This is a genomic window from Paenibacillus thailandensis (assembly GCF_042685365.1).
Taxonomy (GTDB): domain Bacteria; phylum Bacillota; class Bacilli; order Paenibacillales; family Paenibacillaceae; genus Paenibacillus_AP; species Paenibacillus_AP thailandensis.
Genome location: NZ_JBHUMY010000004.1, coordinates 1 through 19,824, shown reverse-complemented (window position 1 = coordinate 19,824; position 19,824 = coordinate 1). Strand labels below are relative to the sequence as shown.

Annotated in this window: 26 protein-coding genes and 1 pseudogene; all 27 read left to right on the top strand. The window is 52.5% G+C overall.

What is annotated here, in order from left to right; translation table 11 throughout:
* Positions 1 to 10 precede the first annotated feature (10 nt).
* Positions 11 to 406, top strand: a complete 396-nt coding sequence (locus ACFSW5_RS04200) for an HNH endonuclease (RefSeq protein ID WP_379270158.1) — start codon at positions 11 to 13, stop codon at positions 404 to 406.
* Positions 403 to 1,789: pseudogene (locus ACFSW5_RS04195) on the top strand (SNF2-related protein). The gene ACFSW5_RS04200 and the pseudogene ACFSW5_RS04195 overlap by 4 nt, the downstream one beginning before the upstream one ends.
* On the top strand, positions 1,786 to 1,977 hold the full coding sequence (locus tag ACFSW5_RS04190; protein ID WP_379270157.1) for a hypothetical protein: 192 nt from the start codon (positions 1,786 to 1,788) through the stop codon (positions 1,975 to 1,977). Before ACFSW5_RS04195 ends, ACFSW5_RS04190 begins: the two are co-directional and overlap by 4 nt.
* Before the next feature lies 1 nt (position 1,978).
* Positions 1,979 to 2,275, top strand: a complete 297-nt coding sequence (locus ACFSW5_RS04185; RefSeq protein WP_379270156.1) for a hypothetical protein — start codon at positions 1,979 to 1,981, stop codon at positions 2,273 to 2,275.
* Positions 2,256 to 2,687: a transcriptional regulator gene (locus ACFSW5_RS04180; protein ID WP_379270155.1), complete on the top strand. Its 432-nt coding sequence runs from the start codon at positions 2,256 to 2,258 to the stop codon at positions 2,685 to 2,687. The genes ACFSW5_RS04185 and ACFSW5_RS04180 overlap by 20 nt, the downstream gene beginning before the upstream one ends.
* A 420-nt stretch (positions 2,688 to 3,107) precedes the next feature.
* Positions 3,108 to 3,287, top strand: a complete 180-nt coding sequence (locus ACFSW5_RS04175; RefSeq protein ID WP_379270154.1) for a hypothetical protein — start codon at positions 3,108 to 3,110, stop codon at positions 3,285 to 3,287.
* 52 nt (positions 3,288 to 3,339) lie between these two features.
* Positions 3,340 to 3,840 (top strand): terminase small subunit, encoded by a 501-nt coding sequence (locus tag ACFSW5_RS04170; protein WP_379270153.1) that lies wholly within the window; start codon positions 3,340 to 3,342, stop codon positions 3,838 to 3,840.
* 189 nt (positions 3,841 to 4,029) lie between these two features.
* On the top strand, positions 4,030 to 5,292 hold the full coding sequence (locus tag ACFSW5_RS04165; RefSeq protein WP_379270152.1) for a PBSX family phage terminase large subunit: 1,263 nt from the start codon (positions 4,030 to 4,032) through the stop codon (positions 5,290 to 5,292).
* The gene (locus ACFSW5_RS04160) at positions 5,292 to 6,692 is read left to right on the top strand and encodes a phage portal protein (protein WP_379270151.1); all 1,401 of its coding nucleotides are present in this window, start codon (positions 5,292 to 5,294) and stop codon (positions 6,690 to 6,692) included. The genes ACFSW5_RS04165 and ACFSW5_RS04160 overlap by 1 nt, the downstream gene beginning before the upstream one ends.
* Positions 6,673 to 7,713 carry a minor capsid protein gene (locus ACFSW5_RS04155; protein ID WP_379270150.1) on the top strand — a complete coding sequence of 347 codons (1,041 nt, stop codon included), beginning with the start codon at positions 6,673 to 6,675 and terminating at the stop codon, positions 7,711 to 7,713. Before ACFSW5_RS04160 ends, ACFSW5_RS04155 begins: the two co-directional genes overlap by 20 nt.
* Positions 7,703 to 8,839, top strand: a complete 1,137-nt coding sequence (locus ACFSW5_RS04150) for a hypothetical protein (RefSeq protein ID WP_379270149.1) — start codon at positions 7,703 to 7,705, stop codon at positions 8,837 to 8,839. The genes ACFSW5_RS04155 and ACFSW5_RS04150 overlap by 11 nt, the downstream gene beginning before the upstream one ends.
* Before the next feature lie 3 nt (positions 8,840 to 8,842).
* Positions 8,843 to 9,520 carry a hypothetical protein gene (locus tag ACFSW5_RS04145; protein ID WP_379270148.1) on the top strand — a complete coding sequence of 226 codons (678 nt, stop codon included), beginning with the start codon at positions 8,843 to 8,845 and terminating at the stop codon, positions 9,518 to 9,520.
* 100 nt (positions 9,521 to 9,620) lie between these two features.
* A complete protein-coding gene (locus ACFSW5_RS04140) occupies positions 9,621 to 10,244 on the top strand; it encodes a DUF4355 domain-containing protein (protein ID WP_379270147.1) in 624 nt (207 codons plus the stop codon).
* 4 nt (positions 10,245 to 10,248) lie between these two features.
* Positions 10,249 to 11,166, top strand: a complete 918-nt coding sequence (locus ACFSW5_RS04135; protein WP_379270146.1) for a hypothetical protein — start codon at positions 10,249 to 10,251, stop codon at positions 11,164 to 11,166.
* A 4-nt stretch (positions 11,167 to 11,170) separates the two neighbouring features.
* A complete protein-coding gene (locus ACFSW5_RS04130; protein ID WP_379270145.1) occupies positions 11,171 to 11,419 on the top strand; it encodes a hypothetical protein in 249 nt (82 codons plus the stop codon).
* 30 nt (positions 11,420 to 11,449) lie between these two features.
* Positions 11,450 to 11,770 (top strand): phage head-tail connector protein, encoded by a 321-nt coding sequence (locus ACFSW5_RS04125; protein ID WP_379270144.1) that lies wholly within the window; start codon positions 11,450 to 11,452, stop codon positions 11,768 to 11,770.
* A gap of 7 nt (positions 11,771 to 11,777) precedes the next feature.
* On the top strand, positions 11,778 to 12,095 hold the full coding sequence (locus ACFSW5_RS04120) for a hypothetical protein (protein ID WP_379270143.1): 318 nt from the start codon (positions 11,778 to 11,780) through the stop codon (positions 12,093 to 12,095).
* On the top strand, positions 12,092 to 12,631 hold the full coding sequence (locus ACFSW5_RS04115) for an HK97-gp10 family putative phage morphogenesis protein (protein WP_379270142.1): 540 nt from the start codon (positions 12,092 to 12,094) through the stop codon (positions 12,629 to 12,631). The genes ACFSW5_RS04120 and ACFSW5_RS04115 overlap by 4 nt, the downstream gene beginning before the upstream one ends.
* Positions 12,631 to 12,984 (top strand): hypothetical protein, encoded by a 354-nt coding sequence (locus ACFSW5_RS04110; protein ID WP_379270141.1) that lies wholly within the window; start codon positions 12,631 to 12,633, stop codon positions 12,982 to 12,984. Before ACFSW5_RS04115 ends, ACFSW5_RS04110 begins: the two co-directional genes overlap by 1 nt.
* A gap of 15 nt (positions 12,985 to 12,999) precedes the next feature.
* A complete protein-coding gene (locus ACFSW5_RS04105) occupies positions 13,000 to 13,419 on the top strand; it encodes a phage tail tube protein (RefSeq protein ID WP_379270140.1) in 420 nt (139 codons plus the stop codon).
* Positions 13,420 to 13,489: 70 nt separating this feature from the next.
* Positions 13,490 to 13,831: a DUF6096 family protein gene (locus ACFSW5_RS04100; RefSeq protein ID WP_379270139.1), complete on the top strand. Its 342-nt coding sequence runs from the start codon at positions 13,490 to 13,492 to the stop codon at positions 13,829 to 13,831.
* A 35-nt stretch (positions 13,832 to 13,866) separates the two neighbouring features.
* Entirely contained in the window at positions 13,867 to 14,289 is a 423-nt protein-coding gene (locus tag ACFSW5_RS04095) for a hypothetical protein (RefSeq protein ID WP_379270138.1), read from the top strand.
* Complete coding sequence (locus ACFSW5_RS04090; protein ID WP_379270137.1) at positions 14,225 to 16,894, top strand: phage tail protein; 2,670 nt, start codon at positions 14,225 to 14,227, stop codon at positions 16,892 to 16,894. The genes ACFSW5_RS04095 and ACFSW5_RS04090 overlap by 65 nt, the downstream gene beginning before the upstream one ends.
* Before the next feature lie 11 nt (positions 16,895 to 16,905).
* Positions 16,906 to 17,256: a DUF6711 family protein gene (locus ACFSW5_RS04085; protein ID WP_379270136.1), complete on the top strand. Its 351-nt coding sequence runs from the start codon at positions 16,906 to 16,908 to the stop codon at positions 17,254 to 17,256.
* Between the two features lie 9 nt (positions 17,257 to 17,265).
* A complete protein-coding gene (locus ACFSW5_RS04080) occupies positions 17,266 to 18,819 on the top strand; it encodes a phage tail protein (RefSeq protein ID WP_379270135.1) in 1,554 nt (517 codons plus the stop codon).
* Positions 18,819 to 19,232, top strand: a complete 414-nt coding sequence (locus tag ACFSW5_RS04075; protein WP_379270134.1) for a hypothetical protein — start codon at positions 18,819 to 18,821, stop codon at positions 19,230 to 19,232. The genes ACFSW5_RS04080 and ACFSW5_RS04075 overlap by 1 nt, the downstream gene beginning before the upstream one ends.
* On the top strand, positions 19,232 to 19,824 hold a 593-nt coding region (locus ACFSW5_RS04070; protein ID WP_379270133.1), incomplete at its 3' end, for a pyocin knob domain-containing protein. The genes ACFSW5_RS04075 and ACFSW5_RS04070, both read left to right, overlap by 1 nt.

The following is a 19,824-nucleotide window of genomic DNA, read 5'->3' as shown; positions in this document are numbered from 1 at the left end:
GAAGCGAGTAATGATTACGGTGTGTGCCTACTGTGGATCGCCCATTGAACGACCTGCCTATTCGAGATATCTTGAGGCTTCACGCCATTTTTGCAATCGTACTTGTAATTTGAAAATGATGAATGCCGAATTGAATCCAACTCGGATGACTTATAGTACCAGAGTAAAAATCAGAAATGCACGGCTGGGAACGGGTAAAGGTAAGTCTTACCCTAAACTATTCGGCCGTCATCTGCATCGGGTTGTAGCAGAGATAAAGATTGGTCGAAAACTTATGCCAGGGGAAGTCGTCCATCACGAGAACGAAAACAAGCGAAATCCTAGTCCTGAAAATCTAAGAGTATTTGCATCCCAGAGTGAGCATGCAGCTTGGCATGCGAAGAAAAAGAGAGGTGATGCCAAATGAAGTTCATCCCACACCAGTATCAGCAGTACGCCACACAGCGGATCCTGGACACACCGTATATCGCGTTACTGCTGGAGATGGGCTTAGGTTAGCAAAACGGTATCCACACTGACGGCGATCGATCAGCTGCTGAACGATTATTTCGAAGCCGGACGCGTGCTGGTCATCGCGCCGCTGCGAGTGGCCGAGGATACCTGGGCGCGGGAGATCCAGAAATGGGATCATCTGCAGCATCTACGAATCAGCAAGGTTCTGGGGAGTGCCGATCAGCGGCGCCGAGCATTAAAAGCCGAGGCAGATATCTACGTCATCAACCGGGAAAACGTCGAATGGCTTGTCGGAGAATACGGCAGCAAGTGGCCGTTTGATACGGTGGTAATCGATGAGCTTTCCAGTTTCAAAAATCATCAATCCAAGCGATTCAAGGCGCTTCGCAGGGTCCGGCCGTTTATCCGTCGTCTTGTTGGCCTGACCGGTACGCCGGCACCGAATAGCCTAATGGACTTATGGGCGCCGGTATACCTGCTGGATCAAGGGGAGCGCCTTGGTAAGACGATAACGGGCTTCCGCGATCGATATTTTACTCCAGGCGAGCGCAGCGGCCATGTCGTTTATAACTGGCGGCAGAAGAAGGAGTCCGAAGAACGGATTTACGAGGCGATTAGCGATATTGCCGTTAGCATGAAGGCGGCTGACTGGTTGGAGCTTCCGGAACGGATTGACCGGACTGTACCGGTTAAGCTTTCGAGCAAGGCGCGGGAGTTGTATACGAAACTGGAGCGCGAGCTGCTGCTGGAATATGCCGACGCCGACGTCGTCGCGCAGACGGCAGCCGTTCTTTCGAACAAGCTCCTGCAGATGGCGAGCGGAGCTGTGTACGACGAGGACCGCGGCGTGAAAGAGATCCATGTCGCCAAGCTTGATGCCTTAGAGGACATCATCGAGGCCGCGAACGGAAAACCGGTCATGGTGTTTTACAACTTCAAGCACAGCCTGGAGCGGATCCAGCGCCGGTTTCCGGAAGCACGAACGCTGCGGAAGGGCAAAGACGGGAATGAGGATATCCGGGCTTGGAATAACGACGAAATACCGCTTTTGCTTCTGCATCCGAAGTCAGCCGGCCACGGACTTAACCTGCAGGAGTCGAGTTGTCAAACCGTTGTTTGGTACGACCAGATCTGGAGCCTGGAAGAAGATCAGCAGGCAAATGCCCGCGTTCACCGACAGGGGCAGACCCGGCGGATTGTTATCATGCGTCTGGTGGCCGAGGGGACCATGGACGAGGAGGCGGTCGCGGCACTGGAGCGTAAAGCGAGCGGGCAGGATGCGTTGATGGAGGCAGTCAAGGCGAGAATCGATAAGGTCAAGGGGGAGACAGCATGAGAGGTAAATTGATAGGCAAAGCAATCCCGTTTCGGGCAGCAATGACAGGCCCGAATCAGGCTTACCGAATCGGCGGACCGATTGCGTTTCCGGACGGCACGAAGGGGGTCATTATCAAGATTCGAGACGTGGACTGGAAGCGCGACGGGCGAGTTTACGTGATCGGGCAGTATAGGGAGGTGCAGTAGCATGACGCCAGAGGAGCAAAGGCGAATCTTCCAGAAACTTAAATCCCTTTCCAACGAGAAGTTTTGGGTGCAGATGAACGTCCTGCATAGCCGGGCTTACGCGGCAGCGCAGCGGCACTATCGGGAAGCGATGTTTATCTGCCTGACGCCGAAGCAGCGCGAGGCCGTCGAGGCCAAAGCGAAGGAGATCCGGGAGCAGTGGGACGGCATGGCGATCATAACGACGGACAAGACAGACGCAGCATTGTTTTATGGCATCCAAGAGGAGGATAACACGAATGAGCAACCAAACAATTAAATTAAGGCGGGGAACTTTTCAGCATATCGAGTCTGAGCTTTACGCTTATCACGAGACGATGAGAGAAATTGTCCGCTTGAAAAATGACATCTTGCACGGGAAAACCAGTGATGATGAGAATGCCGGTGGCGGGCGAAGCAGTTTGCCCGGAGATCCGACAGGCAGGACAGCGACTTTGCTTGCGAGCCATACCAAACTGGAGCAGATGCAACATGTAACCCGGGCAATTGAATGGGTTGTGGAGCGCTTGCCTGACGATAAGCGTCGCCTTGTGGAGAAACGGTATTGGACCCGGCCACAGACCTTAACTTGGGATGGGCTTGCGCTGGAGCTTAATATAAGCCGTAGGACTGCCCTTAACTGGCGAGACGAGATTATCAATTCGATTGCCGTTAAATTGGGATGGCATTAAGATTGCACTATATTTGCACTTTTGGCTTTATAAATCATGATATTATGGCATTGTCGATATGTAGGTGATTGCAGGAGGGCTGCCCGTTGGGCGGCCTTTTTGCGTGGGTTAACGTCTATTGGATGGTCAGGGTGGTGGCCGAGACGGTACGAGAAGGTGATGACATGAATGCAATGAAAAATAAAAAGCTTCTGGATGAGCCGGAACCGCCGAAGCAGCCGGCCGGGTGCGTTGGTTGCATATGGTGCAGATGGACTGGCATTAAACAGGTGCGCAGCATGCCGCGATGCGTAGGACGCGATTTCGGGAAAAAGAAATAGCCCGGGGGATGCTTTCCCACTAGGCCTACTCCTTTTATACCATATTCGGAAGGAAAATGGAAGTATCTTCCGAAATATTGGTGAAGGGGAGGTGACTCACATGGCTAAAACTCAATATGAACTGGCTGCAGAAATAACCCAAGCAGTGATTCAGGCAAAAGGAGCGGTAATAGCAAATGCGTCGAATCATAGAAAAGAGTACTTAGAGCTTTTTCTAAGTGATGAGGCTGTAGCAAAAACGTTCAAGACGGTTCTTGACACAATACTTGAACCCAAATAAGCACAAAGCACCCTAACGGGTGCTTTTCTATTTTCAGAAAGGAGCTGGTTGTATGGCATTGACGGCCAAACAGCAGCGTTTCGCTGACGAATATCTGATCGACCTCAATGCCAAACAGGCAGCGATCAGAGCCGGTTACAGCACGAATTCGGCTGAGCAGCAAGGAAGTGCTTTGTTAAGCAATCCGAAGGTTCGCGCGTACATCGATGAGCGAATGGCTGAATTGTCAAAGCGAACGGGCGTTAATCAGGAAAGAATCATCCGGGAACTGGCGCGGATCGCTTTCGTGGATCCGACTGAACTGGTGGATATGGGTGACGCGACTGTACGGGTTGATGCTACCAAGGACGATACGGCGGCGATTGCTTCTGTCAAGGTTAAGACGCGGCCAGGCGAGTACGGCGAAGAGATCGAGCGAGAGGTTCGGTTTGCGGACAAGATTAAAGCGCTTGAGCTTCTTGGCAAACGCTTTGCGATGTGGACCGATAAGCAGCAAATTGAAGGTTCGGGAGTCGTCCAAATCATTGACAATATACCGAGAAAATCGGAGTAATAGAGAGCATTTGCGAGAATGGGCCATTTGTACTTTTTGCATGATTATATGCCCCTCCGACCTCGTAATGAGGCAAGGTTAATCAGCTGAGAAGGCCGAAAATGGCCGGAAATCAAAATCAGGCTTTCGGACTTCTGTATAAAATCCCGGGTTTTGTACATATGTCGAAGAAAGGAGGCTTGTACCGATATGCAAGTCGCGTTGACTGATCTTATCGCTCCGGGCTTCTATGGTGTGCATCATTCCGTCAAAAACGGGGAAGCGACGCATTTTCTGTTAGGCGGCGGGCGCGGTTCGACGAAGTCTTCGTTTACACCAACGGAGATCATACTAGGGCTGATTGAGGATCCTAACGCCAATGCAATTGCGCTCAGGAAGGTCAAAGACACGCTGCGTGAATCCGTCTATGAGTCGTTCGAATGGGCGATTGATAAACTTGGCGTCTCGCATCTCTTTGACGCACGGGTGTCGCCGATGCAAATCGTTTACAAGCCGACCGGCCAAAAAATTATTTTCCGGGGTGCAGATAACCCAATAAAGATTAAGTCCTTGCGTCTTCGCAAGGGCTTTTTTAAATACGTCTGGTATGAGGAGGCAGATGAATTTGCTGTCGAGGATATCCGCTCGATCAACCAGACCCTGCTCCGCGGCGGCGACGGCTACCGTGTGTTTTATACGTATAACCCGCCGAAGAGCCGTAAGCGTTGGGTGCATGAGTATCGCAAGAACCCTCCGCGGGACTGGCTGACTCATCACAGCGATTACCGAAGCGTGCCGAGGCATTGGCTTGGTGAGCAGTTTTTCCTTGAGGCTGAGAGCCTGCGAGACCGTAATGACCAGGCTTATCGGCATGAATATCTCGGAGAGGACACGGGAACCGGCGGCGAGGTATTTCATAACCTTACGCTGCGCCGGATCAGCGATGAGGAGATCGCGACGTTCGACCGGATTAAGCGGGGGCTCGACTTTGGTTTTGCCGCGCACCCGACACATTACGCGGTTATGCATTTTGACGCCACTCGCAGGCGTCTTTTTATTTTCTACGAGCTGCATAAAGCCGGCCTGGCAAACGGACCGCTTGCGGCTGCGATCAAGACGGAGAATACCGCAAACCGTCCAGTCACGGCGGATAGCGCGGAGCCGCGGACGATTAACGAGCTGCGGAATCTGGGCGTCAATGCGATCGGCGCCAAGAAGGGACCGGACAGCGTAGACCACGGCATGAAGTTTCTCGAAGACCTAAACGAGATCGTGATCGACCCGGTCCGCTGCCCGAATACGGCGCGGGAGTTTGATGGATACGAGCTCGATCCGGACGGCAATGGCGGCTGGAAGGCCGGTTATCCGGATAGGGACAACCACAGCATTGACGCTGTCCGGTACGCTCTGGAGGCTGATATGAAGCAAGCGAAAGTTAAGGTTGGCAATAAAGCAAAGATTGGGGTGAGATAATGGCGATTATACGAGATCGGGATCTGGTAGCGGACTGGAACGACATGCCGGCAAGCGTGCTTCGAAAATGTATTGCGGAACACCAGCAAAGTATCCCGCGGCTGAATGAGCTGGAACGGTATTATCTCGGCAAGCATCCGATCCTAAATCGCACTATGGACTCGGATACCGGGCTGCCGAATCATCGGCTGGTGGCTAATCACGCCAAGTACATAACTGACATTGTGGTGGGCTACATGGTCGGCGATCCGGTGAAATATAGTGGCGGCAATATTGAGCCTGTGCTAGAGGTTTACGACAAAATCGATATCGTAAGCCACGACACGGAGCTTGCGAAAGACCTGTCCATGTACGGCGTCGGACTCGAGCTTTATTACATGAGCAGCGATGAGAGCCCCTATCCAAAGGCGACGGTGATTGACCCGCGGCAGCTGTTTCTGGTTGTAGACGATACGATCGAATACAGGCCTATTTTTGGCGTGCATTATTATCCGCGGAAAGACGGCGACGGCAATATCGTCAAATGGTCCGTAAACGTCTATACCGAGAATATGGTCCTGTATTACGAGGTTAAGAATATCAGCAGCGAGGCTTACGAGCTTATCGATGTCCGGGAGCACTTTTTCGGCGGCGTGCCGGTCGTGGAATTCTGGAACAACGAGGAGCAGCAAGGCGACTTCGAACAGCAGCTGTCGCTGATCGACGCTTATAACACGCTGCAGAGCGATAGGGTAAACGACAAGGCGCAGTTTGTTGATGCTATTCTCAAAATTGTCGGCGCATCACTAGGAGATACGGAAGACGAGTATTCCAAGACGATTCAAATGCTCAAGAAATACAAGGTTTTGGAGCTTCCGCCGAACGCGGACGCCGATGCAGGATGGTTGACCAAGGCTCTTAACGAAGCTGACACAGAAGTTCTTCGGAACGCGATTAAGTCCGATATCCATGAGTTTTCAATGGTTCCGGACCTGACGGATGAGAATTTCGCTTCCAACGTCTCCGGCGTGGCCATGCGGTACAAGCTTTTCGGCCTTGATACGTTGTCCAAGACGAAGGACCGGTATTTCATTCAGGGGCTGCGCGAGCGGCTGAAGCTGTTTGCTAATGTCTTGCGCGTCAAGGGCAAAGCGGTCAATGTGGATGACGTCGAGATCACAATGACGCATGAGCTGCCGGCTGACGACGTGGAGAAGGCAAACGTGGTCGTCCAGCTGAAGGACCTGGTCAGCGACGAGACGCTGCTGTCGCAGATTTCTTTCGTTAAGGATCCGGCAGAGGAGCTGAAGCGCGTTGCGAAACAGCGTAAAGAGGCGGCTAAGCAGCAACAGCAAGCTTTCGGCATGCCGATGGATGGCGGGTCAGAGGGCAGCGTGACGGATGATGAAGCAGCGGAGTAACGAATATTGGGATCGGCGGGCAATGGAGCGCATGGCCGAATACCATCGGGGCGCTGACCGCACAATGCGGACACTCTCTGCGGCATACGATGCCGCGCTGGCCAACATACAGGCCGAAATCGACAAGATCTTCAACCGATACTCCCGCGACGGCCGAATGAGCCCAAAGGAAGCCCGTCAGCTGCTCAACACCCCGCTGACGCCCCAGGAGCGCAGCGAGTTGACTGAGCAGATGCGAAAGGTGAGAGATCCGACAATCCGGCAACAGATGCTTAACCGGCTGAACTCCGCAGCTTATCGGGCCAGGATCACACGGCTCCAGGCGCTTCGGGAGAATATTCATCTGCAGACGAAGCTGCTTGCCGATATCGAAGTTAAAATCACTGAGAAGTGGTATGTCGATGTCATCGATGAGGCGTTTTATCGCACGATGTTCGATATTCAACGCGGGCTTGGACTAGGTTTCCGTTTTGACCCGATGCCGCAGAAAGTGGTTCAGGAGATCCTCCGTAATCCGTGGAGCGGCAAGCACTTTAGCCGGCGTGTATGGGCGAATACGGAGGAACTGGCGAAGCTGCTGGAGGAGAGGTTAACAGCTGGCTTTATGAGCGGCACACCTCGACGAAAGCTTGCACTCGAGCTGGAAGAACGAATGAATGTCGGCAAGCACGCGGCAAACCGACTTGTCCGGACAGAAACAACGTACATGGCCAACAGCGCGGAGATGGAGAGCTACGAAGAGGCCGAAGTCGACGAGTATCAGTTTTTGGCGACGCTTGACTCTAGGACATCGGAGATATGCCGAAAACATGATTTGAAGGTCTACGCGGTGAAGGAGGCGAAAGCTGGAGTCAATATGCCTCCCCTTCATCCATACTGCCGATCAACGACGCGGGCTTATTTTGGGCTGGAGACGCTGGAAGGCATCCAGAGGAGGGCTACGGATCCGGAGACGGGCCGCAGCGTGCTCGTTCCGGCAAGCATGAGCTATGAGGATTGGAAACAGAAATATGGAACCTAGCACCTCTCTCTCTTTGGGAGTGCTTTTATTATTCCAAATTTATTCATTGAGGGGTGAATTTACAATGGTGTATGGTCCTTTAGGGCGGGTTTTCGGGCGGAAGCAAGACGTTGATCTTGTTAAGAAGCGTACCGGAGGTTATTGGGACCCGGTCGCACTAACACAAGGGCAACGCATGCAGCCGCCGACATTCAAGAAATACGGCACGAAAGCGGTATTCACAAAAGCTATGGCGTCGTGGACGGGCGGTGTACCGATTTACTTCCCATGTCTTGTAGAGATGCGGTCGGTGTTGGGTTCTGCAGCGCTCGACACATGGTATCTATATTATTCCACTGACCATGCCAGCGGCGCGGGCGGTATCGGCCTTGCGACGGCTCCGCATCCCGGCGGACCATGGAAGGACCGTGGCCGTGTATTCGTAGATACGACAGCAGGAGAGCAAACCGAAACGCCTTGCGTCCTGTACAACGAGAACACCGGCCTTTTCCACATGTACTACCATCAAAACTACTACGCTGCTGGTGACACGAACGTCTACCGTTCGCAGGCGACTTGCCTTGCAACAAGTCCGGACGGGGTTACGTGGACGATCCTTAAGGCTCCGCTGATTACGATTCCTGACGGCGACTTTCCGGGCGACGGGCATACCGGCTATGCTCGCGTTTACCGCTTTAATGAATTGTGGATCATGCGGCACTCGATGGGAGGCACAAACTACTCGCACAACGGTATTTCGTACTCGCTGGACGGCATCAATTGGACAACGGACCCGTACCCGATCCTTGGCAATGCCGAAATTGCATCAGACGGCACGACGCGGAAAATTGGAGTCAATGACGTGTTCCAATGGCGTGGTCGCCTTTGGGCAAACGTCAACGAAAACTCGTGGGCGTCCGGCTCCGGCGATTCGACGTCGAAAGTATTTGTATCGCCGTACAACGGGCCGCGCAAGCCGGGCTATGGCCTGTACGAGATTCTTAAGGTCGGTGGCGCGGGGGCGTGGGACGAAAAGAGCATCCGCAATGTCACGATCACGGAATACGAGGACAAGCTTTATCTGTTCTATGAAGGCGTGAATGCTGCCGGAGATAACGCCTTCGGATTAGCGATAGGGGAGGCGTAAAGCATGGCTATTTTGCATGGTTATAATGGCGAAGTGCCCAGCGGGAAAACATCGCGGACGATCCGCGAGACATTTCTCGGAATAACAGCGCTTCCGGAATGGCTGACGATTACCGGGGCGGGAACGCCAACAGGCGCGATTGTAACGCCGGATCAATCTTCCGGTGGTATTCGGCTTACGGCATCGGCAGGTGCGGGGAATAGTTGCTTCTTGAACATGTTCGCGGCTACCGGCATCGGGTTCCAATACCTGAAAGAAATCATTTTCGAGTTCGATTCGCTCGTGCTTGGCTCCAATCAATCGGACATCTCTTTCGAGTTTTTGAATGCAGCCGGTACGAAAGGTGTTGTCATCGGACAAGGCACGGAACAAACCGTGTTTGTGAAGGCGTACCACTCGACGAACGGCATTAAGACGGTCAACGCGCCGTATCAGATCATCAATAACGGTGAGCATAGCCGGAAACGGAACCTGCTTATCCGCATCCAAAGTGACGGTACGGTCGGATTCGGTGAAGGGCCGCATGGAGAGAGGGAAAGCCTTGTATTTTACAAGACGTTTGCCGCGAACGAGATCGAACTTGCGGACATCATGTTTCCGAAGATCGGCATAAAGAACCGACAGGCGTCCACGGTCACATGCCGGATTCCACAGGTTTCCGTTACCCTTATACACAATTAAGCCGTTCATATGAGCGGCTTTATCTTTTGTCCAGAACGTGCTGATGACGTTAAAAGCTGCATGGATCCTAGCCGACGGGCGTAAAACGGGAGGTCTTACGATGCAAAAACGCAAGTACAAATATATGCTCGATCTTCAAACATTCGCAGAAGGCGGCGCCGGTGCCGACGGCGCAGGTGGAGCTGGCCCAACTGGCCCAACTGGCGATGGTGCCGGAGCCGGAGATGGCGCTGCGGCTGGCGGCGCAGGCGAAAAGACATTTACGCAAGCCGATGTAGACCGTATTCTCGGCGAACGACTTGGCAAGGAAAAGGCGAAATGGGAGAAGGATTTTACGACTAAGCTCGAAGAGGCCAAGACCGAGGCACAGAAGCTAGCCAAGATGAACGCCGAGCAGAAAGCCGAGTATGAGCGGCAGCAGCGTGAGGATGCGCTGGCGAAGCGCGAGAGCGAGATCACGCGCCGGGAGCTTCGGGCAACTGCACTGGAGACGCTGGCCGAGAAGGGGCTGCCGAAGGATTTGGCCGAGATTTTGGTTTACACCGATGCGGACAGCACGAACCAGTCGATCGAAGCAGTAGAGAAGGCATTCCGCGCGGCAGTCGAGGCCGGCGTGAATGAACGGCTGAAGGGTACACCGCCGAAGGGCGGAGGCGCAGCTGGCGGGAGTAATAGCGCCGTGCCAGATGCCGAAGCAATCAAACAACAATTTTCTGGGAGGTAATTAGATGGCTATTAACACACTCGAATACGCAAAACTGTTCCAAACGGAGCTCGACAAGCAAGTTACCCAGCAAGCGACTTCCGGCTGGATGGAGGAAAACGCCGGACAAGTCAAATACAACGGCGGTAACGAAATCAAAATCCCGGAAATCTCGACCAGTGGTATGGGCGATTATGACCGGGACAACGGTTTTGTGCAAGGCTCGGTAACGTTTGGTTACCAAACACACACGCTAACTCAAGATCGCGGCCGGACATTCCAGCTGGACGCAAACGACGTCGACGAAACGAATTTCGGCATTGCTGCGGCAAACGTAATGTCCGAATTCCAGCGTCTAAAGGTTATTCCGGAGATCGATGCTTATCGATACAGCAAAATTGCGACCAAATTGGCGGCTGCTGGTCAATCGAGCACATATACGCCTGATCCGACGGATGTATTGAATAAGCTTTACGCTGATCTGATAGCTTTGGGCAACACAGGTGTCGACTGGACAAATCTCGTTATCTCGATGTCCTGGAACACCTTCGGGGTCCTTGGCCAAAACGAATCTGTTTTGAAGCAGCTCCAAGTTGATGAATTCAGTCAGGGCGGGATCGTGATCTCGGTACGGAAATTCGAGGGTGTGCCGATCATCCCAATTGCGGGCGATCGCATGAAGACCGCTTATGTCTTCAACGATGGCACAACCGCTGGACAGGAAGCTGGGGGCTTCACACCGACTGCAGAAGCGAAAGACATTAATTGGATCATTACGCCGCGCCGGGCTCCGATCGGTATTTCTAAGACGGATACCATCCGCATCTTCGATCCGATGCAAAACCAAAAGGCGCATGCGTGGAAGATCGATTACCGCAAATACCACGATCTCATCATCCCTGAAAATCAGCTCGGAACGATGCGCGTAAGCGTGGGGGCTTAATTTGATGTACAAACTGCAACTGCTAAACGTCGTGAAAATTACGGATTCAACGGCAAAGGCCCAGCAACTCCGGACGCTGGGTTATAAAGATATTGAGTCGGTGGCCGAGAAGGAAGAAGCCGACAAGCCGGTCGGTGAAATGACTGTAACCGAACTGAAAGCTTATGCCAAGGCCAATAGCATTGACCTGGGTGAGGCCACGAAGAAAGACGAGATTCTGGCGAAAATCAAAGAAGCAGAGGGCGGCGAATAACCGTCCTCTTTCTATTGGAGGGCGGTTCGTATGACGCAGCTTGAAAAGCTTAAGCTGATGATCCCGGAGCTGAGCGGCACGACGGACCAGGACGAGGCATTGCAGCTGCTGCTTGATGATGTGCTGTCCGATTTGCTCACTTGGACGAACAGAACTACGCTGCCAGCCGCATTGGAGCCAACGCAACGGCAGATCGCCGTTATCCGCTTTAATATGCAGGGCATCGAGGGGCAGACTTCCCATGGTGAGGGCGGCGTCTCCCGCTCCTTTGATGAGCTGCCGCTGCCCATCCGTCAGACTATCGGCCAGTATCGGCTTGTGAAGTTGGTGAGGCTGAATGCGGCTACGTAGGCGCGATATGAAGAAGATCATATTCCGGAATCGTGAGACGCTCCAGGACGAAGATTATACGACGTATGAGGGCTGGGGCGAACCGGTTGCGGTTGAGGTTAAGGACTATCCGGCCGGCGGCCGTGTCATGGCCGAACAGTACGGGGAGCGGTTGAGCTATATGCGAACCTTCTACGTGACGAAGTGGCCGGAGACGATCACGGAGAGCGCCGGGGCGTACGTAGAGATCCCATACGATGCCGGGAGGGATCCGGATTATAAGCTGGTATCTATTCAGCCGTGGGGAACGCATAAGGTCTTAACGCTGGAGAAGGTGAAACGATGACGGTAAAGAATTTGAGTCGGCTACTTGCCAAGCTCGATGCGCTAGGCGGGGACGTCAATCAAGCGCTCAAGATCGGAGTAGCTCAAGGGGCCAAAAAGGTTGCCGGGGACGCGAAAATGCTGGCTCCCGTCAACGATGGGGAATTGCGGAACAGCATAAACGACGATGTTAAGGTTGAAGGCGATAAAATCGTCGGTGAGGTTTACACGAACGCTGAGCACGCGCCGTATGTGGAGTTCGGTACGGGGCCAGTCGGTATGGCTTCCGACAAAGGGGAACTGCCTCATGACGTATTGAGCAAGCTCTCCTACCGCCATAACGGTTGGTGGATCCACGAAAGCCAAATCGACGCGAAGACCGCTGAGAAATACCATTTTGTCCGCAGAGAGACGGACGATGGTGTTTTTTACTACACGGAAGGACAGCCGGCGCAGCCGTTCTTGTTCCCAGCCGCTAATCAGAACAAAGACATCGTGCCGAAGATGGTCGCGGCGGTGATTCGGCAGAAGATTAAGGGACTAGGAGGCGAAAGCTGATGTTTGATGCGAAGAAGATTATCGGCGACGAGCTGTCATCGATTGAGGGTGTGCACGTATCCGATTTCTATCCATCCGACTTCTCCAAGCTCCCGCATATTGCCTTCTACGAGCAGTCCAATCGAGAGGGGCAGCCGGCTATTCCGGGAGTTTTGACAGAGATTGTTTTCCAGATCGATATCTGGCATGACCGTTCCACGGGGCCAATCGCGCAGGTGGTTAACGAGAAAATGAATGAAATGGGTCTGCGGCGGGACCTGTCGGCTGACCTGCCGGATCCGAGCGGTTTGAAACGCAAGACGATGCGCTTTCGCGGAATCGTCGATAGCAGGACAAATTTAGTATATCAATGAGAGGTGATCCTTTAAATGAGCGGTATTCTTTCTAAAGGGACGAAACTTAGCTATACATCGGCGACGGTTACTACTCCCACAGAAATTAAAGATATGCTAGAGGTCCCGGAGATGGGTGGAGATCCGGAGCAAGTGGACGTAACGACACTGGCCAACAGCGTACGCCAGTACATTCCGGGGGTAAAAGATTATGGCGACCTTGCTTTTACGTTCCTTTATGACAACAGCAGTGCAACTTCTAATTTCCGCATTCTGAAAGGTTTGCAGGAATCCGGGGAAACTGCTTCATTTACTCTGGAATATCCAGACGGTACGAAGCACGAATTCGATGCCCAGGTAAATGTGAAAATGGGATCGACCGCGGTAAATGGTGCGCTGCAATTCACAGCGACGTTTTATTTACAAAGCGACATCGATATCACTGACCCGGTCTAATCTAAAAATACGATGATAAAGCACTCTCCTCATGAGGGTGCTTTTTTCATGTCCAAAAGGAGAGATGCAAATGTTTACAATTTTGAACGTCGGCTTGAAAGAGTACAAACTCTACCTTCCTGCAGCGCAAGCGGTTCAGCTCGAAAAGCAACTCGGTGGGATGAATCCGGTTATGGTGCTGATGGAAATGGAGCGGTCCGGTAGCTTTCCGCAAATCACGTCCTTGCTGCAGATCCTGCATGCCTCGCTTCAGCAATTTAACCACGGAACGAATTTCAACCAGACTTTAGCGATTTATGATGAGTTTGTCGCTGAGGGCGGAAACGTGGTCGAACTTATTAAGGTGCTTATGGAGGTATTCCAGAAGGCGGGTTTTTTCCCGAAGGGGACGACGGAGGGAACGAACGCCTAACCTCTGACGGATCCCTCAGCGAGGCGCCACTTTTCATGGTACGAGATGCAGTCGAGAGGTTGTTTATGCACGCCTGCGAATATGGTGTTAAGCCTGATGAATTTTACGCCATGAGCATTAAGGATGCTTCTTCTTATCTCAAAGGGTTAATTGAAAAAGAGCGGCGCCAGCTCCAACACTCCGCGGTTATTGCTTGTCACCAGGCTAACCATATTGCGGAAAACGTTGCTCGTATTTTTGGATCTAAAGCTCCCGCTCAACGCATTTCTGAACTATATCCTGGCATTTTCGATGACTTTACCGCTACGCCTAAGCAGCAGGATTGGCGGATTATGAAGGCTCGCATCGAGCAACATGCTGCAGCTTACAGCAAGAGAAAGCGAGGTGAGAAGAATGGCGCTGACGATCGAGGAGCTGCAAATACTGATCTCGGCGGAGACGGCCTCGCTAAAGCGTGAGCTGGCCGCAGTTAAAAAGCAACTTTCCAGCATGGACGATGGACTTAAGCAAAGTACGCGAAACATCAACAAAGAACTGAACAATGTCAAACGGGACGTTGCTAGCTTTGGTGTAGAGCTAAAAAATACGGCCTCTACGCTGAAAAATGCGTTCATGGGATTGGTTGGTGCTATAGGCACTCTTGGGCTTAATGCAGCCTTGCAGGACGCTATAAAATATGAATCGGCTATTGGCACGCTTAACCTGCAACTCGGGGAAGCTGCTGATAGCTTTTTTGCATGGGGCGATGCCAATCGGGAAGCGCTAGGTATGAGCAGACTCGTATTTGCTCAATTCGCCGCACAATATGCAACGATGGAACGAAATTTCGCATCGAGCAAGGCACAACTCGCGACTTTTACGCAAGACCTGTTAAAGGCTTCGACGATCATACAGTCCAGAACGGGCCGTAGTCTCGCGGACGTAAACGAACGTATTCTCTCCGGTCTCCGGGGCGAGACCGACGCGATTGAGGACCTAGGTATTCAAATCAGTGTCTCCATGATCGAATCGACTAAAGCATTTAGGGACTTTGCGAACGGCCGGTCGTGGGATCAAATCGATTTTAAGACGCAAGGACTTATTCGCCACTTTGCTATTCTTGAACAGGCATCCGCTCTGTACGGGACGCAACTTGTCGATAATACGGCCGTTCGCCAGGCTCGATTTATCGCACAGCTTGAAAATATGCGTTTGAGCCTTGGACAGGTTTTTCAACCGATCTATAATGCCGTCCTTCCGGCGCTCACGGCATTCAGCCAAGCAATTGCTGACGCATTAGGCTGGCTGGCAAACTTATCACAAGCGCTTTTCGGGACAAGTTTTGAAGCAACAGCCCAAGCTGCTACGCAAGCATCGAATGCCGTTTCGTCGATCGGTTCAGGTGCTACCAATGCGGCAAAAGAGACAGCCGACGCCGCTAAAGCCATGACAGGCGCACTGGCCGGATTCGACGAGATCAACAGTATTTCCAAGGCAACCGGCGCGACTGCTGGAGGAACTGCTGGCGGTGTTGGCGCGGGGCTTGTGACGGATGTTAATAAGGCGCTTAAAGAAACGGACGATGGAACGCAAGGCATATCGGAGAAGTTCCAAAAGATGGCTGAGGAAATTAAGTCGTTTCTCGACCGCATCTTCCCGCAAGAGGCCCGCGACAGAATCAAAAATGGTATTGAAAAAGTGCGTGAAGCTTTCGATAATCTCCTCGATTCGATTAAAGAGGTTGCGGACAATCCGGCTATCGAGCGGTTACTTGAATTTTTCTCTTGGAAGCATACCGGCACTATCACCGGCGTTGCATATGCCGCTGCGGGCGCCCTAAACGTTTTGGCGGGCGTTATTAAAGGTTTCGACGGTATTACCTCCGGCAACTTTGAACAATTCTTCGAAGGCGGAGAAACAGCCATTTCCGGCTTCTACGACATCATTAATGGTGTCGTATACCTGATTAATAGCGATTGGGGCGACGCAATGGCGAACTTCAAGGGCCGTTTGTCGGAAGCGTGGCAGCAGATTAAAGCCGATATTACCGCATACGGCGATCCGACAAAACTCGAGTTCACCGACTTTGTATATTTCATCCGGGACAAAGCAGCAGAAACTTGGGGCGACGTAATGGAGGCTACCGGCAACTGGTGGGGCGACATCCGCAGCCGATTGCAGGAAATATGGGGGAACATAAGGGACGACGCAGCGACCCGATGGACGGAAATCGGGATCACGCTTCAGGTTGCTTGGGAAATGTTTTTAACATTCATCCAATGGGACCGAATGACGGAGCGAGCCTCCCAAGTATGGCAGGAGATTAGGACCGGCGCGGCGACCGGATGGTCACAGATTCAAACGACCGTTTCCGAATGGTGGAATGGCCTTCAAACACATGTAACTTGGGATAACGTTGTAACTCGCGTCTCGACCGTTTGGGGGAATATCAGGACGGGCGCTACCGAAGCATGGGGGAATATCCAATCCGACATAAGCGGCCTATGGAACAATATTGTCTCCGTCGTTACAGATGAACATCGGTTCGATGACTTTATCACTTACATTAGGACGACATTTACGACCGCATGGCGCACTTCTTGGGAAGGCGTGGGAGATACGCTCGGAGAAGTGTGGGACGGATTTATCGACGTAATAAGAAGGCCGGTAAACCGGGTTATCGACCTCATTAATGAATTTCTCGACAGCTTGGACAGATTAAGCGTTGATGTGCCAGCCATTCCGGGGATTACCGACGGGTTTTCTTTCGGCTTCGACGTCCCGAACATACCGAAGCTGGCTAATGGCGGTATTACCGACGTTAATAGCCCGTTTCTTGCTATGATCGGCGACAATAAGACGCAGCGTGAAGTCGTGGCGCCGCTCGGAGATTTGCAAAACATGATTACATCGGCAGTGGGCACGGCCATGTTGAGTGTAATGCAGCTTACTGGCGGCAACAGCAACACGAATCAACCTACCGAGGCAATATTTAACATCGACGGCACGACGTTTGCACGGGCATTCCTACCGTCGCTGGTGCGGGAAATGAATCGCCAAGGCATGCGGATCATTACGAGTTAGGGGGAGTGGGCTTGGCTCATTTAATCAAGGTTCAGGGGTTGGCGCTGCCAACTCCTTCCGACTATTCCGTAACCGTATCGGAAATATCGAATGCCGAACGTAACGCGCGGGGCGACATTCTGAAAGAACATATAACCTATAAGCGGAAAATATCGCTTGGTTGGAAGTTTATGACGCAGGAGGATATACAACGGGCGTTCTCCTACACTTCCGAAAACTTTTTCAATGTAACGTATATCGACCCGGAACTCGGGGAGACGACAAAGACGTTTTACGCCGGGGATCGTTCGGCGGGAGCGCTAGACTTCCTGAACGGCGTTGTCCGTTGGAAGGACTTCAAATTTAACATTATCGAAAGGTAGGCGGTGCGCGTGCTGAACGTAAGCCCCGAGTTTAAAACAGCGGTTTACGCGCCAACGCGGACGACGAGGGCGCGGGTGTCGTTCAACATTTCGGACGTTACGGCTCCCGGCGACGCCGCCGTTACGGTAACGAGTGAAGTGGCGGGGTTTAGTCGGCTGCAAGAGACGAAAGACAGTATTCTAACGCGCCCGGCTTACGCCACGTTTGAGCCTGATTACTGGAAGCTGGACGGATCGTTTGTCCTGCCGCCGAAGCCCTCCGAAACTGATTATGAGGTGGGATGGTACTCGGACGCATTTTCAAACGCTGACGGATCGTTTTCGGTTCCGCAAGTACTCGACTATACTTTCGGACAAACGCATTCCAGCATTGGTATTACCGTGACTTTTGACACACCTACCGGGGAATGTGCGACGGACTTTGTTATTAACGTTTATAACGGCGGAACTGTTATATATACGGATACAGTTACCGGTAATACCTTGGCGCAGTACGTCCTTGAAAAACAGCTTAACGATTACAACCGGGTTACGGTTTCTATATCGAAATGGAGCGCAGGGAACCGCCGGGCGAAGGTGATCGAAGTAACGTTTGGCGTTGTCCGCGTCTACGAAGACAATAAATTGATCCGGGTAGATGTGACGGAGGAAATCGACCCGACAAGTGCGGCATTGCCCGTCTCGGAGATGAAATTTGTCGTGGACAATTCCAGCCGGGAGTTTAATATACTCAATCCGACCGGTAGCTATGCGTATTTGGCGGAGCGGCAGCGGGTTCATACGGAGATTGGCGTCATGATTGCGCCGAATCGCTTCGAATATTTGACTCTTGGCTATTATTACTTAAGCGATTGGCAGAGCGACGAGGGGGCCTTAACGACGACTTTCACGGCCCGGAACCTGATAGACTTCCTTTCGGACGAGGAAATAACGAACTTGACGTCGGGCAGTATGAGCCTTTACGACTTCACGGCGGCGCTCCTTACCGGGGCAGGCGTCGAACGCTACGAGATCGACCCGGCGCTTTCGTCTATTACGACGCAAGGCGTTTATGATTCGCTTACGCGCCGTGAAATTCTGCAAATGATCGCTTTGGCCGGTATGTCCGTCGTGCGTGTTGACCGGTACGACAAGTTGATTATTGAGCAGCTACCGGCAGGCGCTTCCGTCGATACACTGGACTTCGACAATATCTACAAGGAGCCAAAAATAAACCTTGAAGAACTCGTTACCCGCGTTGAGGTTAACTATTATTCCGGGGTTGACGTGGCGGGGGTGGCCGTGGCTACCGTAGCCGTAGCCGGTGGAAAAACGCTAAAGGTAGAGAATACCTTAATCAGCAGCCAAGCGCACGCGCAGGCCGTGGCGAATTGGTTTCTTGCCGAGAACTTGAAGCGGGCCATATACGAGATCAATTGGCGGCAGAATCCCGCGCTTGAATGCGGCGACCTTGTGGAAGTGGAGAATAGCTACAACGAGACGAAGCAGAGCCGCATAACGAGGCAGGAATACAATTACGCGGGATTTCTCCGGGGCCGTTCGCTGACGAGGGGGGCGATTTAATGGCGGATTGGATTGAGCCGCGTACAAACTGGACGGCAAGCGATAGGTATAACTTTGGCGACCTTGACCGGGTAGAGAATAACACAAGGTATCTCGCCGACGTTCTGACTTCCTACGGCTATACCGTGGAGATTGTCACGAAGACGGGCCGGACCGTGAAAACTATCGAGTTCGCCGACGAACTGAACCGGATTGAATCGAATGAGCGAGCGATTGTCGACGCCTTTTACGAGCCGATTGGCTGGGAACAGCCGGTTACGGATTGGTCGGCTGCCGTTCGTGGGTTCGGATTCCGCGATGCAATCCGCTTGGAGAAAAATTTGCTCTTGATTTACGAATTGTGGGGTAACGTCGTCAAGGAGTTCAGATACTGCGGCGCGTTCACTTGCGGCGCTGGGGAGGAATTATATTAATGGCGTATGATCCGACAGATTGGAAAGACAGGGCGGTGCAACGCCCGTTAACCTACACCATGCAAGACAACGGAGACGGGACGATAACGCTCATTCCGGCGCCGGGGACGGTATACGAGCCGGGAACGGCGTTCTCCGCTGCGCTGGCGAACAAAATGGAACAGGGTATAGCGGATGCGCAGACGCCTGCTAATATTCTGGCGTGGCTTAAAACCGTTGATGGAGCGGGAAGTGGGTTAGACGCGGATACATTGGACGGGATACATGCGTCTACCTTTGCTCAGAGAACGGGGGACGCATTCGGCGGGGCCGACTTAAATAACTTTACGATATCGGGGTTTTACCGACTTTGGGACAATTTGGTTAACGCTCCTTCGGGGGCCGATTACGGCCAAATGCTTGTAGTGCATGGTGGAGGCGATACAATTCTACAAGTTGTCTCGGGGTATTCGAACGGGATGATTTCTTTTAGGACCGGCAATCCACCGAATATCGGAGGAACTGGATCGTGGTCTGCTTGGATGAATTTTTATCATACAGGGAAAAAGCCCGTAATTTTGGAAGGCATATATACTTCGTCCGATACTGCAAC

What these genes read in the sequence shown, in the direction of transcription:
- ACFSW5_RS04200 (WP_379270158.1), top strand. Translation starts at nt 11, where the DNA reads ATGATTACGGTGTGTGCCTACTGTGGATCGCCCATTGAACGACCTGCC.
- ACFSW5_RS04190 (WP_379270157.1), top strand. Translation starts at nt 1,786, where the DNA reads ATGAGAGGTAAATTGATAGGCAAAGCAATCCCGTTTCGGGCAGCAATG.
- ACFSW5_RS04185 (WP_379270156.1), top strand. Translation starts at nt 1,979, where the DNA reads ATGACGCCAGAGGAGCAAAGGCGAATCTTCCAGAAACTTAAATCCCTT.
- ACFSW5_RS04180 (WP_379270155.1), top strand. Translation starts at nt 2,256, where the DNA reads ATGAGCAACCAAACAATTAAATTAAGGCGGGGAACTTTTCAGCATATC.
- ACFSW5_RS04175 (WP_379270154.1), top strand. Translation starts at nt 3,108, where the DNA reads ATGGCTAAAACTCAATATGAACTGGCTGCAGAAATAACCCAAGCAGTG.
- ACFSW5_RS04170 (WP_379270153.1), top strand. Translation starts at nt 3,340, where the DNA reads ATGGCATTGACGGCCAAACAGCAGCGTTTCGCTGACGAATATCTGATC.
- ACFSW5_RS04165 (WP_379270152.1), top strand. Translation starts at nt 4,030, where the DNA reads ATGCAAGTCGCGTTGACTGATCTTATCGCTCCGGGCTTCTATGGTGTG.
- ACFSW5_RS04160 (WP_379270151.1), top strand. Translation starts at nt 5,292, where the DNA reads ATGGCGATTATACGAGATCGGGATCTGGTAGCGGACTGGAACGACATG.
- ACFSW5_RS04155 (WP_379270150.1), top strand. Translation starts at nt 6,673, where the DNA reads ATGATGAAGCAGCGGAGTAACGAATATTGGGATCGGCGGGCAATGGAG.
- ACFSW5_RS04150 (WP_379270149.1), top strand. Translation starts at nt 7,703, where the DNA reads ATGGAACCTAGCACCTCTCTCTCTTTGGGAGTGCTTTTATTATTCCAA.
- ACFSW5_RS04145 (WP_379270148.1), top strand. Translation starts at nt 8,843, where the DNA reads ATGGCTATTTTGCATGGTTATAATGGCGAAGTGCCCAGCGGGAAAACA.
- ACFSW5_RS04140 (WP_379270147.1), top strand. Translation starts at nt 9,621, where the DNA reads ATGCAAAAACGCAAGTACAAATATATGCTCGATCTTCAAACATTCGCA.
- ACFSW5_RS04135 (WP_379270146.1), top strand. Translation starts at nt 10,249, where the DNA reads ATGGCTATTAACACACTCGAATACGCAAAACTGTTCCAAACGGAGCTC.
- ACFSW5_RS04130 (WP_379270145.1), top strand. Translation starts at nt 11,171, where the DNA reads ATGTACAAACTGCAACTGCTAAACGTCGTGAAAATTACGGATTCAACG.
- ACFSW5_RS04125 (WP_379270144.1), top strand. Translation starts at nt 11,450, where the DNA reads ATGACGCAGCTTGAAAAGCTTAAGCTGATGATCCCGGAGCTGAGCGGC.
- ACFSW5_RS04120 (WP_379270143.1), top strand. Translation starts at nt 11,778, where the DNA reads ATGAAGAAGATCATATTCCGGAATCGTGAGACGCTCCAGGACGAAGAT.
- ACFSW5_RS04115 (WP_379270142.1), top strand. Translation starts at nt 12,092, where the DNA reads ATGACGGTAAAGAATTTGAGTCGGCTACTTGCCAAGCTCGATGCGCTA.
- ACFSW5_RS04110 (WP_379270141.1), top strand. Translation starts at nt 12,631, where the DNA reads ATGTTTGATGCGAAGAAGATTATCGGCGACGAGCTGTCATCGATTGAG.
- ACFSW5_RS04105 (WP_379270140.1), top strand. Translation starts at nt 13,000, where the DNA reads ATGAGCGGTATTCTTTCTAAAGGGACGAAACTTAGCTATACATCGGCG.
- ACFSW5_RS04100 (WP_379270139.1), top strand. Translation starts at nt 13,490, where the DNA reads ATGTTTACAATTTTGAACGTCGGCTTGAAAGAGTACAAACTCTACCTT.
- ACFSW5_RS04095 (WP_379270138.1), top strand. Translation starts at nt 13,867, where the DNA reads ATGGTACGAGATGCAGTCGAGAGGTTGTTTATGCACGCCTGCGAATAT.
- ACFSW5_RS04090 (WP_379270137.1), top strand. Translation starts at nt 14,225, where the DNA reads ATGGCGCTGACGATCGAGGAGCTGCAAATACTGATCTCGGCGGAGACG.
- ACFSW5_RS04075 (WP_379270134.1), top strand. Translation starts at nt 18,819, where the DNA reads ATGGCGGATTGGATTGAGCCGCGTACAAACTGGACGGCAAGCGATAGG.